Here is a 15,687-nt window from a genome sequence, read left to right as displayed (position 1 = left end):
CCTCAGACCTGCTCGAGCGCCTCGTTCAACGCGCGCTCCAGGTCGGCCTTGTAACGCAAATACAGATTGCTTGAACTCTGACCATCACCGATCAGGCCCGACAGGTCCAGGTCGGTGATGTAGCCGCGATAGCGTTCGGTCTCGCGGCGCTGTTCGACGATTTTACGGGCGACCACGCTGAACAGTTGGTCGCCATGCTCCAGCTCTGAAAACTCCCGCTGATTGCAATACAACGTGACCTGCACCTGCCCCGGTGCGGCTTTGCCGACGATCGCCTGCACGTCATAGAACGGTTTGTTGACCGGAGTTTGCGGCGCCGGCCGGGCTTCGACCCGACGCGCCCGTGCGGTACCTGAAGGCAACAACTGGTAATACAAAGTTTCCAGGCTCAGCGGCTGGGCGGCGTCCATCGGTAGCAAGGCGTCGCGCCGGTACTGGATCGATTGCAGGAAACGTTGCAGCGGCACCAGCAGGCTCTGTTCGTCGTGATAGGGCAAGCGTTGTTGCCACAAGGCATTGAACTCATCCAGTACGTACATATCGGCCTGGTGTTCGTTGATCCGGTAGAACACCTGAACGCAGTTGGGTTGCCCCATGGGCAGGATCAGCGCCAGGTCGTGGTCTTCCAGTGCCATCGGGTCCAGATGCAGCGGGCTGTAGCTCGCCAGCTCTTCGCCGAGGTAGTCGAGCAGCGCCGGCAGCGTGGCGAGGGCAACGTGATTGACCTGGCCGGGCACCAGCTCCAGCACGTGGTAATGCTGCTGGACCTGAATCAGGTAACGATGATTGAGTTTGCTCAGCAGCAGGTTTTGCGCGGTATCGAGAACTTCCTCGACCCGTCGGGCAATGAATTGCGCGCGGTTGTGGCAGAAGCAACGCACCCGCAACTTGGGCTGCTGTGGGCCGCTTGGCAAGTTGTTGAGGTAATCGCGCAGGCAGTCGAGCAGGGCGTGGGGGCCGTCAAAGCGGCTGACCAGCACTTCGTTCCAGCTATTGAGCGTGATCTGATCCAGGGTTAGCACCAGATTTTCCCGCACGCCAGCATAGCTCAGGGAGTCGGTTCGCTCGGTGGTCATCAGGATGTTCATGTCGCGATGGTGCTTGAGCGGATCGACGCCGACGTTCACCAGAATCAACACTTCGCTCGGCACACTGGCGCGCAGCAAAGGCTCTTCGGCGACGGTAGCCAGGGGCAGGGCGATGCTTTGTTGCAGGCTGCCGAGCAGGTTGAACAGTTCGAACTCGCTCAAGTCGCTGGTGCCTGGGTGCAGGGCCAGGCGGGTGCTGCTGTCGATCACGCCGTTACGGTGACACCAGGTGAGCAGTTCGAGTAACTGGCGGCTGCGCTTGATCGGCGCGAAATGCTCCCACTCGTGGGCGGTCAGGCTGCCATTGTACAAACCCCATTGGGTTTGCCCCGGTTCTCTCTTGTTCGGGGCTTGCACCAGCGTCAAGGTGTCTTCGGCCAGATCGGGGGCGATGCCCGGGTTGATGAATTCGACCTTGTCGGCCTTGCGCTCGAAGGCCGCGTACAACCGCCGGCCCAGCACATTGAGGTCGCGCTTGTTGATCAGGCTGGCGGTCTGCTCGTTACGGGCAAACTGTGTCAGGAAGCGGTAGCTGTAATTCAGTTCGCCGACCAAGGCCCGGCGTTCGGCGCTGACCTGGCGGACTTTCCACTGGCTGCGGCTGTCGAGCAACGCCAACTGACGCTGATCCCAATGCCATTCGTGGGCCAGGCGTTCGAGCAACGAACGCTGCCAGCTCTGGGTGCGACCGCTGCTGCCGGTGAGCTTGCGATTGACCTTCAGGTACAGCGCACGACGTACCAGCTCGAGCCGCTCCGGTTCGCCCCGAGCCGTGAGGTATTCCTCGATGCGCCGGTAAACCACCATGTACGGGTCCAGTTCGTCGAGGTCCAATTGATTGGCGAACACCGCCTTTTTGAAGCGCAGGCTCAAGCAGTGGACCTTCGGGTGTTCACTGGCGTAGACCTCGGTCAGCAGCAGTTTGAGCACTGATTTGTAGGGTGACTCGATGCCTTTGAACAACTGCCAGAGCCCGGCGCCGATGAATTCCCCGGGCGGGATGTACGCCAGATGCCCCAGGTCCAGGGTTTCGTCTGCACGGATGAAACGCTTGGAAAGCAGCGTGTGGGTGTAACGGTTGTACGCGGCCTCTTCGTAAACCGGCACCAGCCACCAGATGGGGGTGCGTCCGGCCAGCCAGATCGCGGTTCGATAGAACTCGTCCAGCAGCAGATAGTGCTGGGTGGTGCCACAGTCTTCCGAGCTCAGCTGCGTATCGCGCTCGCCGAGCACGAAGCGGGCCGGGTCGATCAGGAAAAAATGCGCCTCGGCGCCCTGGCTGGCAGCCCAGACTTCCAGCAACTGGCATTTTTTGCGCAGCTCGGTGAGTTCGCTTTCGCTCAAGTCCGGCCCGTGACAGACCCACACATCCATGTCGCTCTGATCGGCCTGGGCCAGGGTGCCGAGGCTGCCCATCAGGAACAGGCCGTGAATGGGGCGCGGCGGATTGCTGCCATGGCGCGGCTTGTAGGAAAACGAGCGGGTCAGGCGTTGGGCTTCGGCGAGGGTGTTGGTGTCGGGTTCGTAATTCGACAACCCGGCCGGGGTGCTACCCGAAACATAACCCGGCAACAGTGGATGATTGACGTGGAAAAACAGCGGCAACAGGGTCAGCACCGTTTGCTGTCGGGTCGACAACCCTTCCATCGCGCGGGCCATGCGGCCCTCGTTGAGCTTCAGAAAACGGGCGCGCAGCTGACTGAGAACCTTGCGGTCGATTCCCTCGTCCAGATCGGGGCGGATTTCATGGGTGCGGGTCATGTCAGCTCAATCCGGCTCGCGGGGCTCGGACGTGGGAGGGCTCAGGATGAGGGGCAGTTTAGCGCCTCGGCCCCGGGACTTTTAAGCTGATTTTGTTTTCCTGGCGTCAGATTTCTATCGTTTGGCGACGGCAGGTAACAGGGTCGGTCATCAAGTGTGCCCGCGGAAATCCCGTGACAGAGCTTTCCGTGGGCTATGCAGTGATGCTCAGGCTGTTTCCCGCACGGACAGAATGGTGAGAACGGTTTGCACGTTTTGTGCGGCGTCACGCCCCAGGCTGGTCAGATAACCGCCATCGGGCTGAGTGATCAATTCTTTATCGAACAGTCTTTGTGCGGCGGCAATGGCTTTCGGGGCAGCGGTCTGATGAATTTTCAAACCTTCCTGGGAACTGTCCAGGTTGAAGAGTGCGAGGATTTCCAGTTCGGCAACCAACTCAGGGGTAAGCGACATAAGGACTCCAGACTTTCTAGGAATTAGACGATAGCGCCCCTAAGGTGAACCCGTCGGTGAGGCATGTCCAGTGCTCGCAACAGGGTTTTTTCGCCCCGGGGGCAGTCCCCGGTCTGAAATACGGATGCCTGAAATCAAAAGATCGCAGCCTTCGGCAGCGCCCACAGGCGCGTAGGAGCTGCCGAAGGCTGCGATCTTTTGATCTTATTTCTTTTCCGGCGGCAACTCTGGCAGCGCGCGCAGCGCCGCTTCGTACCATTCGGTGTTGAACGCGCGGTCTTCTTCGAGGATCGCGTCGATTTCCACTGCCAACACGTGGGCCATCAGATTGAGGATTTCTTCACGCTCGTAACCCACCAGGGTCAGCTTGTTGAAGGTTGCCTTGGCCGCTGGCGGGTTGTCGCTTTCGATCTGGTTCTCGATCGCTTCGATCAGCGTCGTTTCAGCGAATTCTTCTTCGTCGTTGTCGATGTCGTTTGGCTCGCTCATGGCAGGCTCCTCAAGGAAAGGCGGCCAGTTTACCTGCATTCAGCGTTGTGATGCTGCTGGCAAGAAGCGCCCGGGCGTTCTATAACTGGCGCTGCCAACCCCCCTGCACGGCCTGGAGGCTATGTAATGCTCAAGCTTTATGGATTTTGCGTCAGCAACTACTACAACATGGTCAAGCTGGCGTTGCTGGAGAAGGGACTGCCGTTCGAAGAAGTACCGTTTTACCCGGGCACCAGCCCCGAGTCGCTGGCCATCAGCCCGCGCGGCAAGATTCCTGTGCTGGGCGTCGAGCAAGGTTTCGTCAACGAAACCAGCGTGATTCTCGAGTACCTCGAGCAGAGTCAGAAAGGCACGCCGCTGCTGCCCAGCGAGCCCTTCGAGCGAGCGCAGGCGCTGGCTTTGGCCAAGGAAATCGAGTTGTACATCGAACTGCCGGCGCGCGCCTGCTACCCCGAAGCGTTTTTTGGCATGTCAGTGCCGGAGGCGATCAAGGACAAGACCAAGGCCGAGCTGCTGCTGGGGTTCGCCTCACTGGGCAGGCACGGCAAGTTCGCCCCTTACGTAGCGGGCGACAGTCTCAGCATTGCGGATTTGTATTTCCTGTACAGCGTGCCGGTGGCCTGTGCCTTGGCGCAGAAACTGTTCGATATCGATCTGCTGGCCGAGATGCCGGCGGCCAGGGCGCTGCTGGAGCGTCTGGGGCAGAATCCGAACGTGCAGCGAATTGCGGCAGACAAGGACGCAGCAATGCCCGCGTTTCTGGCGATGATCGCGTCGAAGAAATAGATTGTGTAACGATCTTGAGAATGCCTTCGCGGGCAAGCCTCGCTCCTACAGTAGGAGCGAGGCTTGCCCGCGAAGCTTTTAACGGCCGGCGAGCAACGCCTGACCGCGAGCCACGGCAGCCTTGACCTGCGCCGGCGCGGTCCCGCCGATATGGTCACGGGCATTCACCGAACCTTCCAGGGTCAGCACGGCAAACACGTCCTGCTCGATCTGGTCGCTGAACTTGCGCAATTCTTCCAGACTCATTTCCGCCAGGTCCTTGCCGCTGTCCACGCCGTATTTCACCGCGTGGCCAACGATCTCGTGGCAATCACGGAACGGCAAGCCGCGACGTACCAGGTAGTCGGCCAGGTCGGTGGCGGTCGAGAAACCGCGCAGGGCTGCTTCGCGCATCATGGCGTGCTTGGGTTTGATCGCCGGGATCATGTCGGCAAAGGCCCGCAGCGAGTCGCGCAGGGTGTCGGCGGCGTCGAACAGCGGTTCCTTGTCTTCCTGGTTGTCCTTGTTGTAGGCCAACGGCTGGCCTTTCATCAGGGTCAGCAGGCCCATCAGCGCGCCGAACACCCGGCCAGTCTTGCCGCGAACCAGCTCCGGCACGTCCGGGTTTTTCTTTTGCGGCATGATCGAGCTGCCGGTGCAGAAACGGTCCGGCAGATCGATGAACTGGAACTGCGCACTGGTCCACAGCACCAGCTCTTCGGAAAACCGCGACAAGTGCATCATCGCGATGCTCGCGGCCGAGCAGAACTCGATGGCGAAGTCGCGATCGGACACGTTGTCCAGGGAGTTGCCGCCGACAGCGTCGAAGCCCAGCAGTTGAGCGGTGTACTCGCGGTCGATCGGGTAGGTGGTACCGGCCAGTGCGGCGCTGCCCAGCGGCATGCGGTTGGTGCGTTTGCGGCAGTCGACCAGGCGCTCGTAGTCGCGGCTGAGCATTTCGAACCAGGCCAGCATGTGGTGCCCGAAGGTCACCGGCTGCGCGGTTTGCAGGTGAGTGAAACCCGGCATGATGCTGCCGGCTTCGCGCTCGGCCTGCTCCAGCAAGCCTTTTTGCAGGCGGGTGATCTCGGCCAGGATCAGGTCGATCTCGTCACGCAGCCACAGACGGATGTCGGTGGCGACCTGGTCGTTGCGGCTGCGGCCGGTGTGCAACTTTTTACCGGTCACGCCGATGCGGTCGGTCAGGCGCGCCTCGATGTTCATGTGCACGTCTTCGAGGTCGATGCGCCAGTCGAACTGGCCGGCCTCGATTTCACCCTGGATGGTCTTCAGGCCATCGATGATGCTGTCGCGCTCGGCATCGGTCAGCACGCCGACCTTGGCCAGCATCGTGGCGTGGGCGATCGAGCCCATGATGTCGTGGCGATACAGGCGCTGGTCGAAGGTGACGGAGGCGGTGAAGCGGGCAACGAAGGCGTCGACGGGTTCACTGAAGCGGCCGCCCCAGGACTGATTGGTCTTGTCAGTGCTCATGAATTCGCTCGTATCGGCTTGAAGAAAGATGGCGTGGAACGCTGACGCGGATAATAACAGGGTTGCCAATCCTGTCGCTGACACTGGTCGATACGTTTTTTTCTCATGGGGCGCCCCATACTCGAGGCAAGCGATGCGCAAATTGCGCAACGATATTTCTCATTTGCGCAATATCGTCGCGGCAACCGTCTACAGTTGGACAGTAGGATCAGCGCACTTCTCGATGCTGCAGCTGACTATAGAGAGAAGAGGGGTGTTCATATTGTGTATCAGCAAACCCTATGGCGATGCCTCGCCAACGCGGGCCTGGGCCGTCAGTCACCCGGCAGATGAAAATTTAGCCGCCGGTCTCGCGGCACTTTTTGGCCCTCGCGCTAGTCTTAGCGTGGATCGCGGTGACGGACGTCACTTCACCTGTCTACGCTATCTTTGTGCGAGACTCACGCAGGAATCCAGCGCAATATGAATGTCCTGATCGTTGATGACGAACCCCTTGCCCGCGAGCGCCTGAGCCGAATGGTCGGCGAACTCGAGGGGTACAACGTCCTGGAGCCCAGCGCCACGAATGGCGAAGAGGCGTTGGCACTGATCGACAGCCACAAGCCGGATATCGTACTGCTCGATATTCGCATGCCGGGCCTCGATGGCCTGCAAGTGGCGGCACGATTGTGCGAACGCGAAACCCCGCCCGCCGTGGTGTTTTGCACAGGGCCCGATGAATTTGCCGTGGAAGCCCTACAGGCCAGCGCCGTGGGCTATCTGGTGAAGCCAGTGCGCACAGAACAGTTACATGAAGCATTGAAAAAAGCCGAGCGCCCCAATCGTGTCCAGCTCGCAGCCTTGACTCGTCCTGCCGCCGAAACCGGCAGCGGTCCACGCAGCCATATCAGCGCCCGCACCCGTAAAGGTATTGAACTGATCCCGTTGGGCCAGGTGGTCTACTTTATTGCCGACCACAAGTACGTGACCTTACGCCATGAAGGTGGCGAAGTGCTGCTGGATGAGCCACTCAAGGCCCTCGAAGACGAATTCGGCGACCGTTTCGTGCGGATCCACCGCAACGCACTGGTCGCCCGCGAACGCATTGAACGGCTGCAACGCACCCCCCTGGGGCATTTCCAGCTGTTTCTCAAAGGCCTGAACGGCGACGCCCTGATCGTCAGCCGACGCCATGTGGCCGGCGTGCGCAAAATGATGCAGCAGCTGTAATCGGGCGGATTTCTACCCTGTTTTCGGACCTTGAGGGCCAGGGAGGCCATGCAGTTTCTGATACAAGTCAAAGTGGATTTGGCTGAGCTGTTATTATCTGCCGTATCTATTCAGTACGGATTGATCCATGTCCTCTCGCGAAATCCGCATCGCCACCCGCAAAAGTGCTCTCGCCCTGTGGCAGGCCGAATACGTCAAGGCTCGTCTGGAACAGGCCCATCCGGGCCTGCTCGTGACGCTGGTGCCCATGGTCAGTCGCGGCGACAAGCTGCTCGATTCGCCCCTGTCGAAAATCGGCGGCAAGGGCCTGTTCGTCAAGGAGCTGGAAACCGCGCTGCTGGAAAACGAAGCCGACATCGCCGTGCATTCGATGAAAGACGTGCCGATGGACTTCCCCGAAGGCCTCGGTCTGTTCTGCATCTGCGAGCGCGAAGACCCGCGCGATGCATTTGTCTCCAATACCTTCGCCAGCCTGGATGAGTTGCCGCCAGGCAGCATCGTCGGCACCTCCAGCCTGCGCCGCCAGGCTCAGTTGCTGACCCGTCGCCCGGACCTGGAAATCCGCTTCCTGCGCGGCAACGTCAACACGCGCCTGGCCAAGCTCGATGCCGGCGAATACGACGCCATCATCCTCGCCGCGGCGGGTTTGATTCGTTTGGGCTTCGAAGACCGCATCACCTCGGCCATCAGTGTCGATGACAGCCTGCCGGCCGGTGGCCAGGGCGCGGTCGGTATCGAGTGCCGTAGCGCCGACACTGAGATTCATGCACTGCTCGCGCCGCTGCATCACCAGGATACGGCCATCCGCGTGACCGCTGAACGTGCCCTCAACAAACATCTGAATGGCGGCTGCCAGGTGCCGATCGCCTGCTACGCCGTGCTTGAAGGCGAGCAGATCTGGTTGCGTGGTTTGGTGGGCGATCCGAACGGCGGCCTGCTGCTCTGCGCCGAGGCCCGAGCGCCACGCAGCGAGGCCGAGGCCTTGGGCGTGCAAGTGGCCGAAGACCTGCTGAGTCAGGGCGCCGACGCCATTCTCAAAGCAGTCTATGGCGAGGCTGGGCACGAGTGACTGGCTGGCGCCTGCTGCTGACGCGCCCTGCGGATGAATCGGCGGTGCTTGCCCGTGTGCTGGCTGACGCGGGGGTTTTCAGTAGCAGCTTGCCGCTTTTGGACATCGAGCCGATGCCGGCCTCTGCCACAATGCGCGCAGTGATTCAGGACCTGGATCGCTATTGCGCGGTGATCGTGGTCAGCAAGCCGGCCGCCAGAATCGCTGTAGAGCTGCTCCACCAGTATTGGCCGCAACCACCGGTTCTGACATGGTTCAGCGTCGGCGCGGCGACGGCGCAGATCCTTGAGGCCAACGGGCTGGACGTGAGCTTTCCGGCCGACGGCGATGACAGCGAAGCCTTGCTTGAACTTCCACGGTTGCGCGAGGCTATCGCCCGTCCCGATCCACGGGTGCTGATCGTGCGCGGGGAGGGTGGGCGCGAGTTGCTGGCTGAGCGTTTGCGTGAGCTTGGTGCTAGTGTCGAATATCTGGAGTTGTACCGACGCGGCTTGCCGCAGTACCCACCGGCAACGCTGCCTGAACGGATCGAGGCGGAACGCTTGAACGGGCTGGTGGTCAGCAGTGGACAGGGTTTTGAGCACCTGTACCGATTGGCTGGCGATGCCTGGCCGATCATGGCGCGGTTGCCGTTATTTGTTCCAAGCCCCAGGGTCGCCGAGCTGGCACGCGCCGCCGGGGCCCAAACAGTTGTGGATTGTCGTGGCGCCAGTGCCGCGGCTTTGCTGACGGCGTTACGGGAGCACCCCGTACCCGTTTTCTAATGCAAAGGATGGATACGTGAGCAAAACAGCCTTGCCTAAAGATGACATCCAGCCGGTGCTCGATGCGCCGGTAGAAGCACCGGTTGAAACCGGGTCACCTGCTACTGAGCCGCGCCGAGGCAATGGGCTGGCAATCGTCGCGCTGCTGTTGGGCGCTGCCGGTGTTGCCGTGGGCGGTTGGGGAGTCTGGCAGGTGCGTCACCTGCAAGCCAATAACCTGCAACAGTTGAGTCAGGTACAGGCGTTGAACGATCAGGCGCAGAGCCTGAAGCTCAACGAGCAGCGCCTGACCGCTCGCCTTGAACAAATGCCTGCCGCCGAAGAGCTCGATGCGCGCAGTCGCTTGGTCACTCAACTTCAGGGCGATCAACAACGCTTGAATCAGCGCCTGGAAACCGTTCTCGGTGCCAGCCGCAAGGATTGGCGTTTGGCCGAGGCTGAGCATTTACTGCGTCTGGCCAGCCTGCGTCTGTCGGCGTTGCAGGACATCAGCAGCGCCCAGGCCCTGGTGCAGGGTGCCGATGAGATTCTCCGTGAACAGAATGACCCTGGGGCTTTTGCCGCTCGCGAGCAAGTGGCCAAAACCCTGGTGGCCCTGCGCAGTACCGAACAGCCGGACCGCACCGGGTTGTTCCTGCGACTGGGTGCCTTGCGCGATCAAGTGATCAGCCTCACCGAGCTGGCGCCCGAGTACAAGGACCGTGGCGAATCCCTGTTGGGCCTGACGGCCGATGGCGACGGCGCCAGTCGCTGGGCGCAATGGTGGGATCAGATCTCGCGTTACATCCGCATTGATTTCAACGCCGACAAGAATGTTCGTCCATTGCTGGCAGGGCAGAGCCTGAGCCAGGTGCGTCTGGCCCTGAGCCTGGCGCTGGAACAGGCGCAGTGGGCCGCGCTCAACGGTCAGGCTGCGGTTTACACCCAGGCGCTGACCGAAGCGCGGGACGTGCTCAAGGGCAACTTCAACCCGGACAACCCTCAGAGCAAGATCATGCTGGAGCAGGTGGCCGAGTTGAGCAAGCAGCCAGTTACGGTGGTCACGCCGGACCTGACAGGCACGTTGAGCGCCGTCCAGGCTTACCTTGAGCGACGCAACGTCAACGCCGAGGACTCAGTGAAACCTCTGGCCAAACCTGCCGCGAGCACTGCGCAGGAGGCCACACCATGAAGCGTCTCTATGTGATCGTGTTCGTGGTCATTGCTGCCGCCGCCGCGTTGGGGCTGGCGATTGCCGAGCATTCCGGCTACGTGCTGATCGCCTACAAGAGCTTCCGTTACGAATCGAGCTTGTGGGCAACCCTGGCCTTGGTGACCGTGCTGTGGCTGGTGTTCTGGGGCATCAAGGCGCTGGTCGAACTGGTGACGACTTCCGGTGGGGTGGTCAACCCATGGTCGCGGCGCAATCGCAGTCGACGGGTGCAAGTGGCGATCGAGCACGGTCAGCTGGATTTGGCCGAGGGCCGCTGGGCCAGTGCGCAGCGTCACCTGTATCGCGCGGCAGAAGCCGAGCGTCAGCCGCTGCTCTACTACCTGGGTGCTGCCCGCGCCGCGAACGAACAAGGTCTCTACCAAGAAAGCGATAACTTGCTGGAGCGCGCTTTGGAGCGACAGCCCCAGGCCGAGCTGGCGATTGCCTTGAGTCATGCCCAATTGCAGACCGACCGCGGCGACACCGACGGCGCCCTGGTCACCCTGCAAGCCATGCACGAGCGTCATCCTCATAACGTCCAGACCCTGCGCCAGTTGCAACGCCTGCATCAGCAGCGGGGCGACTGGTCGGCAGTGATTCGCTTGCTGCCGGAGTTACGCAAGGACAAGGTGCTGCCGCCGGCCGAGCTGGCTGAACTGGAGCAACGCGCCTGGGGTGAGAATCTTTCGTTGGCGGCGCACCGGGAAGAGGACGGAACGGTCGGTTTGCAGTCGCTCGCTCGTGCCTGGCAGCAGCTCACCGCCGCTCAGCGGCAGGAACCGCAACTGGTGCTGGCCTATACCGAGCAACTGCGGCAACTGGGAGCTCAGGTCGAGGCGGAAGAGGTTCTGCGTACGGCTCTCAAGCGCAAATACGACAGTCATCTGGCACGCCTGTACGGTCTGGTTCGCGGTAGCGATCCGGCCCGGCAGCTGCACACCGCTGAAGGGTGGCTCAAGGATCATCCGGCCGACCCGAGCCTGTTGCTGACGTTGGGCCGTTTGTGTCTGCAAAGCAGCCTGTGGGGCAAGGCCCGGGACTATCTGGAAAACAGTCTGCGTATACAGCGTAATCCTGAAGCCTGCGCCGAACTGGCGCGGTTGCTGGCGCAATTGGGTGACACCGAACGCAGTAATCAGCTGTTCCAGGAGGGCTTGGGCCTGCTGGACGAGCGCTTGCTGTCGGCTCCGCTGCCGGTGCCGGCTCATGCTTGATGCCGGCCTGTAGCCGCTGCCGAAGGCTGCGTTCGGCTCGGGCCGCGTTCGGACGAAGCTGTCGTAAAATCAGGCGCCGCAGTCGGATCAGGTGAGTCGTGTTAAACCGATTACGACTGCTGCGCAGCCGAATGCAGGCTTCGCCAGTTGCTACAGGGGGAGTCGTTCGTCAGGGCGATCCAATCGCTCCAAATCCGTCACTGTTTTTGCGTTGTAGTCCTTAGCTGGCAAAGTCCTACATTGGACTACATCTTATCCTCTCGACTCTGTCGGGAATTCCCTACACTTCTGGTGAAGTGTCCGTGATGGCCTGCCTTGAAAGGCTGCTGCGCTTTCCTCTACCGTAACCGCTTGTCTCTACAGTTACGGAAAAGCCATGTCTTTGGCCTGCTCACGCTCCTTGTTTTTCATGGTTTTCATTGCAGGTGCCCTGGCCTTGGGCGTTTCCTATTACCTGGAATATGCGGTCGGCCTCAAGCCTTGCGGGTTGTGCCTGTTGCAGCGGGTTTGCCTGGCGCTGCTCACGGGTGTCTGCCTGACGGCTTCGGTGCAGGGGGCTGGTCGTTTCGGATCATTCCTGTATTGGCTGCTGGGTCTGCTATGCAGTGTGGCGGGTACCGTCACGGCGTGGCGGCAGGTTGTGTTGCAGAGCGATCCGGTGCATCAGCTCTCGGCATGCTCGCCCAACCTGACTGATCTGTTTGCCAGTACACCCTGGTTGTGTGCCGTGCAACGGTTGTTCAAGGGAACCGCCGACTGCGCGGAAATTTCCTGGACGCTGTTCGACCTGAGCATCCCGGAATGGAGCCTGTTGTTCTTCGTTGCGATGATGATTCTGGGCGGGTATCAGTTGCTGCGCCTTGTCTGGATCGCGTGTCAGCGACCGCTCAGCGACGAGTCGTCGCACCGGGTACTGGCGGGCGATTAAACACTTGTATGAACTTTATCTCCTGCGTACCTTGAAGCCATAGGCGCGCGGGCATAATCTGGCCCGCACGTATCATTGGAATTATGTTGCTCGTTGCTGTTCTGCCTGACCCAGACCGGATGTGCCGAGTCTAGCGGCAGGCATGGGACGGCATCACCCAATAGGGAAGAGAGATCGCCATGTTAGATAGTTGTCAGAATGCTCAGGAACGCTGGGGTGGGGTTCATAAGCTCATTGACCGCTGGCTACAAGAGCGTGAAGAGTTGGTAAAGGCGTTCCACGACTTGCGAAATGCCAAACCGGCTTTCGCCGACAAGTCCTTGAACGGTCGGTTCTGCGAGATTCTTGTCGATTACGTTTCTGCCTGGCACTTCGAAGTGAGTGAGCATCTGGTCAATGAGGCCAAGGCCTTTGGCGACGATGGCGGCCTTGAACTGGTGAAGCAGATCAATCCGCGTATCGACGTGAGCACCGAGATGGCGCTGTCGTTCAATGATCATTGTCACAAGGGTGACTGCAACGACACCGAGCGTTTCGCCGAAGCGCTGGAAAAGCTGGGCAGCCAACTGCGTGAACGTTTCGAACTGGAAGATTGCCTGATCGAAGTGCTGCATACTGCCCACAAGGAAGAGAGTTCGGTTCAGGCCTGAACCCTTCCCGGCGAGAAATCCCCTCCCAGCAAGAAACCAAAAAGCGGTGCGCAATGCGCACCGTTTTTCGTTTTCGGCATTCAGCTTGTAGCACCACGCAATTCGACTTCGAATACCAGCGGCGTGAACGGCGCGATCAAGTCGCCGGCACCGTCGGCGCCATAGGCTTGCGCCGATGGAATTACCAGGCGCCATTTCGCGCCGACCGGCATGTCTTGCAATGCACTGCGCCAGCCCGCGATCACACTATCAAGATTGAACCACTGCGGTTGACTGTTCTGGTCAAACACTGTGCCGTCAGGCAAGCGTCCGATATACAGCACCTGGACCTTGCCGTTCGGACCAGCCTTGGCGCCAGTGCCCGGCGCCAGCTCCGTCAGCAATATTCCATCCGCCAATTCGCGAACCCCGGGTTTGGCTTTTTCTTCGGTGAGAAAACGCCGCTCCTTTTCGAGGGCGACTTCGCTTTGCGCAACGGCGGGTTGCTCGGCGACCTGGGCTTCGTGCTCGGCAAGAATCTGTTCGATCCGCTCGTCTTTCAGCGCCAGCGGCTTACCTTGGTAGGCTTGCTGCAAACCTTCGAGCAGTGCCTGAAGTTGCAGATCCGGAACCTCCTGGCGCAAGCGTTCGCCAAGGCTCGCACCCAGGCTGTAAGCGAGATCGTGAGCGTCATTCGTGGTGGTTTTTTCGGCGGCCTGGACCACGGAAAAAAGCATGCACAGCGATAAAAAAAGGTAGCGCGTCATGGGCACTCTCCGACCTGAGATGCGCAGGATTATGCCAGTGTGAATGCACTCGAAGGTGAACTGGTTTTGCGTCAGCGCAGAACATTTTTACTTCGTTGCAACGCAACGCTTTCGATACTGTCAACATGCCCTAGCGGCGGTTGCAGCAGAGGTCTAGTATGAGCCGCATTCACGTCAGCCAGGAGGTAAACCATGTCGGCCACCAAGAAGCCAGTAAATACTCCGTTGCACTTACTCCAACAACTCTCGGGCAGCCTGCTCGAGCATTTGGAAAACGCTTGTTCCCAAGCCTTGGCTGATGCTGAAAAACTGCTCGCCAAACTGGAGAAGCAGCGCGGAAAAGCGCAGGAAAAACTGCACAAATCCCGCACCAAATTGCAGGACGCCGCGGCGGCCGGCAAAGCCAAGGCACAAGCCAAGGCCAAAGATGCGGTGAAAGAACTTGAGGACCTGCTCGACGCCCTCAAGAATCGCCAATCCGAAACTCGCAGCTATATCCTGCAACTCAAACGCGACGCTCAAGAAAGCCTGAAACTGGCCCAGGGCGTCGGTCGTGTCCAAGAGGCTGTCGGCAAGGCGTTGTCCCTGCGTTCGGCCAAGCCAGCGGCGGCACCTGCGAAGAAAGCCGCTGCCAAACCGGCTGCTGCAAAAGCACCGGCCAAGCCTGCTGCCAAGGCTCCGGTAAAAGCCGCAGCAAAACCAGCCGCAAAACCTGCGGCGAAAAAACCAGTCGCTGCCAGCGCTGCGAAACCTGCGGCTAAACCAGCAGCTAAAACGGCAGCTGCCAAACCTGCCGCCAAGCCAGCCGCTGCCAAAACAGCTGCCGCTAAACCTGCCGCAAAAACCACGGCTGCCAAACCCACCGCGGCGAAAACTGCAGCTGCAAAACCAGCGGTTAAACCTGCTGCAAAACCAGCAGCCAAAACTGCTGCCGCGAAACCTGCTGCCAAGCCAGCCGCCAAACCTGTCGCGGCTAAAACCGCTGCAGCCAAGCCTGCTGCAAAACCGGCGGCGAAACCTGCTGCAAAAGCTGCAGCCAAACCCGCCGCGAAACCTGCTGCTGCGAAACCTGCCGTCGCTGCCAAGCCAGCCACTGCAGCGAAACCAGCTGCAGCGAAACCAGCAGCCAAACCTGCCGCTGCCAAACCGGCTGCAAAACCTGCCGCCAAGCCAGCAGCAAAACCGGCTGTGAAAAAGCCAGTCGTTGCTGCGAAGCCGACTGCCGCACCTGTTGCCAAGCCAGCAACCCCGGCCCCGGCTGCATCGGCTTCGCCGGCTCCGGTAGCCACTACCTCGACAGCTTCGCCTACGCCAACGCCAGCCGCATCGTCGAGCACCAGCACTACCCCAACCAGCGCTTCCTAAGTGCCGGTTACCGCGACGCGCAGCTGATGCAGCGCGTCGCGGCTCAGGTTGGCGGCGCCTGCTGCCACACCTTCCAGCCAAGCCGTTAGATCGGTCGCTCCACACTGCGGCCAACTCTGCGCCAAACGCTCCAGTCGCAGCAACAAATGCCTTTCGGCTTCCATCTCCAGTGTCTTCACTTGTTCGCGTAAATCATCCAGGCCGGCATCCTCGCTGGCGGCAGCTTTCCATTGCTGGCGCAAGACGCGCAACGGCTGCACGACATCCGCGTCCCAAGGCCCGGCTACATCGCGTAGCAGCTGCAAGCGTTGTTCGTTGCAGATAACGCCACGCTGTCCCAGCCACAACCCACAGAGCAGCAGGCACACGTTCACCCCCGTCGACTGCAATTGCAGGCAGGCGCCTTCAACGCCGGGGCGGGCGTAGGTGTCGAGGGAAAAGCTCCACAGGTCAGAGGACATAGTGCTACTCGCGCCAGTTGCGAGCGAAGCTGGTAGACT

The 15,687-nt window shown here is 60.6% G+C and carries 15 protein-coding genes; 9 read left to right on the top strand and 6 right to left on the bottom strand.

The window, feature by feature from the left end; translation table 11 throughout:
- Positions 1-2 precede the first annotated feature (2 nt).
- From AC1RO5_RS05110 to AC1RO5_RS05100, 3 genes are all read right to left on the bottom strand, one after another.
- Entirely contained in the window at positions 3-2,849 is a 2,847-nt protein-coding gene (locus AC1RO5_RS05110) for a class I adenylate cyclase (protein WP_493173314.1), read from the bottom strand.
- Positions 2,850-3,056: 207 nt separating this feature from the next.
- Positions 3,057-3,302 (bottom strand): TIGR02647 family protein, encoded by a 246-nt coding sequence (locus AC1RO5_RS05105; protein WP_007894898.1) that lies wholly within the window; start codon positions 3,300-3,302, stop codon positions 3,057-3,059.
- Positions 3,303-3,506: 204 nt separating this feature from the next.
- On the bottom strand, positions 3,507-3,791 hold the full coding sequence (locus AC1RO5_RS05100) for a hypothetical protein (RefSeq protein ID WP_493173312.1): 285 nt from the start codon (positions 3,789-3,791) through the stop codon (positions 3,507-3,509).
- A 126-nt stretch (positions 3,792-3,917) separates the two neighbouring features.
- Here AC1RO5_RS05100 and AC1RO5_RS05095 point away from each other — a divergent pair, with 126 nt between their 5' ends.
- The gene (locus AC1RO5_RS05095; RefSeq protein WP_493173310.1) at positions 3,918-4,577 is read left to right on the top strand and encodes a glutathione S-transferase family protein; all 660 of its coding nucleotides are present in this window, start codon (positions 3,918-3,920) and stop codon (positions 4,575-4,577) included.
- Positions 4,578-4,655: 78 nt separating this feature from the next.
- Here the strand turns inward: AC1RO5_RS05095 and argH are convergent, their stop codons facing one another.
- The gene (gene argH / locus AC1RO5_RS05090) at positions 4,656-6,050 is read right to left on the bottom strand and encodes an argininosuccinate lyase (protein WP_007941585.1); all 1,395 of its coding nucleotides are present in this window, start codon (positions 6,048-6,050) and stop codon (positions 4,656-4,658) included.
- 462 nt (positions 6,051-6,512) lie between these two features.
- On the opposite strand from argH, the gene AC1RO5_RS05085 reads away from it, so the two are divergent.
- The 7 genes from AC1RO5_RS05085 (at position 6,513) to AC1RO5_RS05055 (ending at position 13,076) form a co-directional block, all read left to right on the top strand.
- Positions 6,513-7,259 carry a LytR/AlgR family response regulator transcription factor gene (locus tag AC1RO5_RS05085; protein WP_007899317.1) on the top strand — a complete coding sequence of 249 codons (747 nt, stop codon included), beginning with the start codon at positions 6,513-6,515 and terminating at the stop codon, positions 7,257-7,259.
- A 127-nt stretch (positions 7,260-7,386) separates the two neighbouring features.
- The gene (gene hemC, locus AC1RO5_RS05080; protein ID WP_019650122.1) at positions 7,387-8,328 is read left to right on the top strand and encodes a hydroxymethylbilane synthase; all 942 of its coding nucleotides are present in this window, start codon (positions 7,387-7,389) and stop codon (positions 8,326-8,328) included.
- Entirely contained in the window at positions 8,325-9,092 is a 768-nt protein-coding gene (locus AC1RO5_RS05075; protein WP_493173307.1) for a uroporphyrinogen-III synthase, read from the top strand. Before hemC ends, AC1RO5_RS05075 begins: the two co-directional genes overlap by 4 nt.
- Positions 9,093-9,108: 16 nt before the next feature.
- Positions 9,109-10,263, top strand: coding sequence for a uroporphyrinogen-III C-methyltransferase (locus AC1RO5_RS05070; protein ID WP_493173305.1), 1,155 nt, complete (start codon positions 9,109-9,111; stop codon positions 10,261-10,263).
- On the top strand, positions 10,260-11,498 hold the full coding sequence (locus AC1RO5_RS05065) for a heme biosynthesis protein HemY (protein ID WP_493173303.1): 1,239 nt from the start codon (positions 10,260-10,262) through the stop codon (positions 11,496-11,498). Before AC1RO5_RS05070 ends, AC1RO5_RS05065 begins: the two co-directional genes overlap by 4 nt.
- A gap of 376 nt (positions 11,499-11,874) precedes the next feature.
- Entirely contained in the window at positions 11,875-12,426 is a 552-nt protein-coding gene (locus tag AC1RO5_RS05060) for a disulfide bond formation protein B (protein ID WP_493173301.1), read from the top strand.
- Between the two features lie 179 nt (positions 12,427-12,605).
- Positions 12,606-13,076, top strand: coding sequence for an Rsd/AlgQ family anti-sigma factor (locus AC1RO5_RS05055; protein ID WP_007941595.1), 471 nt, complete (start codon positions 12,606-12,608; stop codon positions 13,074-13,076).
- 80 nt (positions 13,077-13,156) lie between these two features.
- On the opposite strand, the gene AC1RO5_RS05050 is transcribed toward AC1RO5_RS05055, so the two are convergent.
- Positions 13,157-13,822 (bottom strand): FKBP-type peptidyl-prolyl cis-trans isomerase, encoded by a 666-nt coding sequence (locus tag AC1RO5_RS05050; protein WP_493173299.1) that lies wholly within the window; start codon positions 13,820-13,822, stop codon positions 13,157-13,159.
- Between the two features lie 192 nt (positions 13,823-14,014).
- On the opposite strand from AC1RO5_RS05050, the gene AC1RO5_RS05045 reads away from it, so the two are divergent.
- Positions 14,015-15,187, top strand: a complete 1,173-nt coding sequence (locus AC1RO5_RS05045; RefSeq protein WP_493173297.1) for an AlgP family protein — start codon at positions 14,015-14,017, stop codon at positions 15,185-15,187.
- Here the strand turns inward: AC1RO5_RS05045 and AC1RO5_RS05040 are convergent.
- Entirely contained in the window at positions 15,184-15,648 is a 465-nt protein-coding gene (locus tag AC1RO5_RS05040) for a TIGR02444 family protein (protein ID WP_493173295.1), read from the bottom strand. The genes AC1RO5_RS05045 and AC1RO5_RS05040 overlap by 4 nt on opposite strands.
- Positions 15,649-15,687: the final 39 nt, after the last annotated feature.

It is taken from the genome of Pseudomonas sp. GW822-FHT02G04 (assembly GCF_058802085.1).
The sequence above is the reverse complement of the archived record's forward strand: the minus strand, read 5'-3'. Positions and strand labels throughout refer to the sequence as shown.

Bases quoted from the DNA above. Each gene is read 5' to 3' on its own strand.
- AC1RO5_RS05065 (WP_493173303.1), top strand. From the start codon at position 10,260: ATGAAGCGTCTCTATGTGATCGTGTTCGTGGTCATTGCTGCCGCCGCC.
- hemC (WP_019650122.1), top strand. From the start codon at position 7,387: ATGTCCTCTCGCGAAATCCGCATCGCCACCCGCAAAAGTGCTCTCGCC.
- AC1RO5_RS05040 (WP_493173295.1), bottom strand. From the start codon at position 15,648: ATGTCCTCTGACCTGTGGAGCTTTTCCCTCGACACCTACGCCCGCCCC.
- AC1RO5_RS05110 (WP_493173314.1), bottom strand. From the start codon at position 2,849: ATGACCCGCACCCATGAAATCCGCCCCGATCTGGACGAGGGAATCGAC.
- AC1RO5_RS05050 (WP_493173299.1), bottom strand. From the start codon at position 13,822: ATGACGCGCTACCTTTTTTTATCGCTGTGCATGCTTTTTTCCGTGGTC.
- AC1RO5_RS05060 (WP_493173301.1), top strand. From the start codon at position 11,875: ATGTCTTTGGCCTGCTCACGCTCCTTGTTTTTCATGGTTTTCATTGCA.
- AC1RO5_RS05045 (WP_493173297.1), top strand. From the start codon at position 14,015: ATGTCGGCCACCAAGAAGCCAGTAAATACTCCGTTGCACTTACTCCAA.
- AC1RO5_RS05085 (WP_007899317.1), top strand. From the start codon at position 6,513: ATGAATGTCCTGATCGTTGATGACGAACCCCTTGCCCGCGAGCGCCTG.
- AC1RO5_RS05105 (WP_007894898.1), bottom strand. From the start codon at position 3,302: ATGTCGCTTACCCCTGAGTTGGTTGCCGAACTGGAAATCCTCGCACTC.
- AC1RO5_RS05095 (WP_493173310.1), top strand. From the start codon at position 3,918: ATGCTCAAGCTTTATGGATTTTGCGTCAGCAACTACTACAACATGGTC.
- AC1RO5_RS05055 (WP_007941595.1), top strand. From the start codon at position 12,606: ATGTTAGATAGTTGTCAGAATGCTCAGGAACGCTGGGGTGGGGTTCAT.
- argH (WP_007941585.1), bottom strand. From the start codon at position 6,050: ATGAGCACTGACAAGACCAATCAGTCCTGGGGCGGCCGCTTCAGTGAA.
- AC1RO5_RS05100 (WP_493173312.1), bottom strand. From the start codon at position 3,791: ATGAGCGAGCCAAACGACATCGACAACGACGAAGAAGAATTCGCTGAA.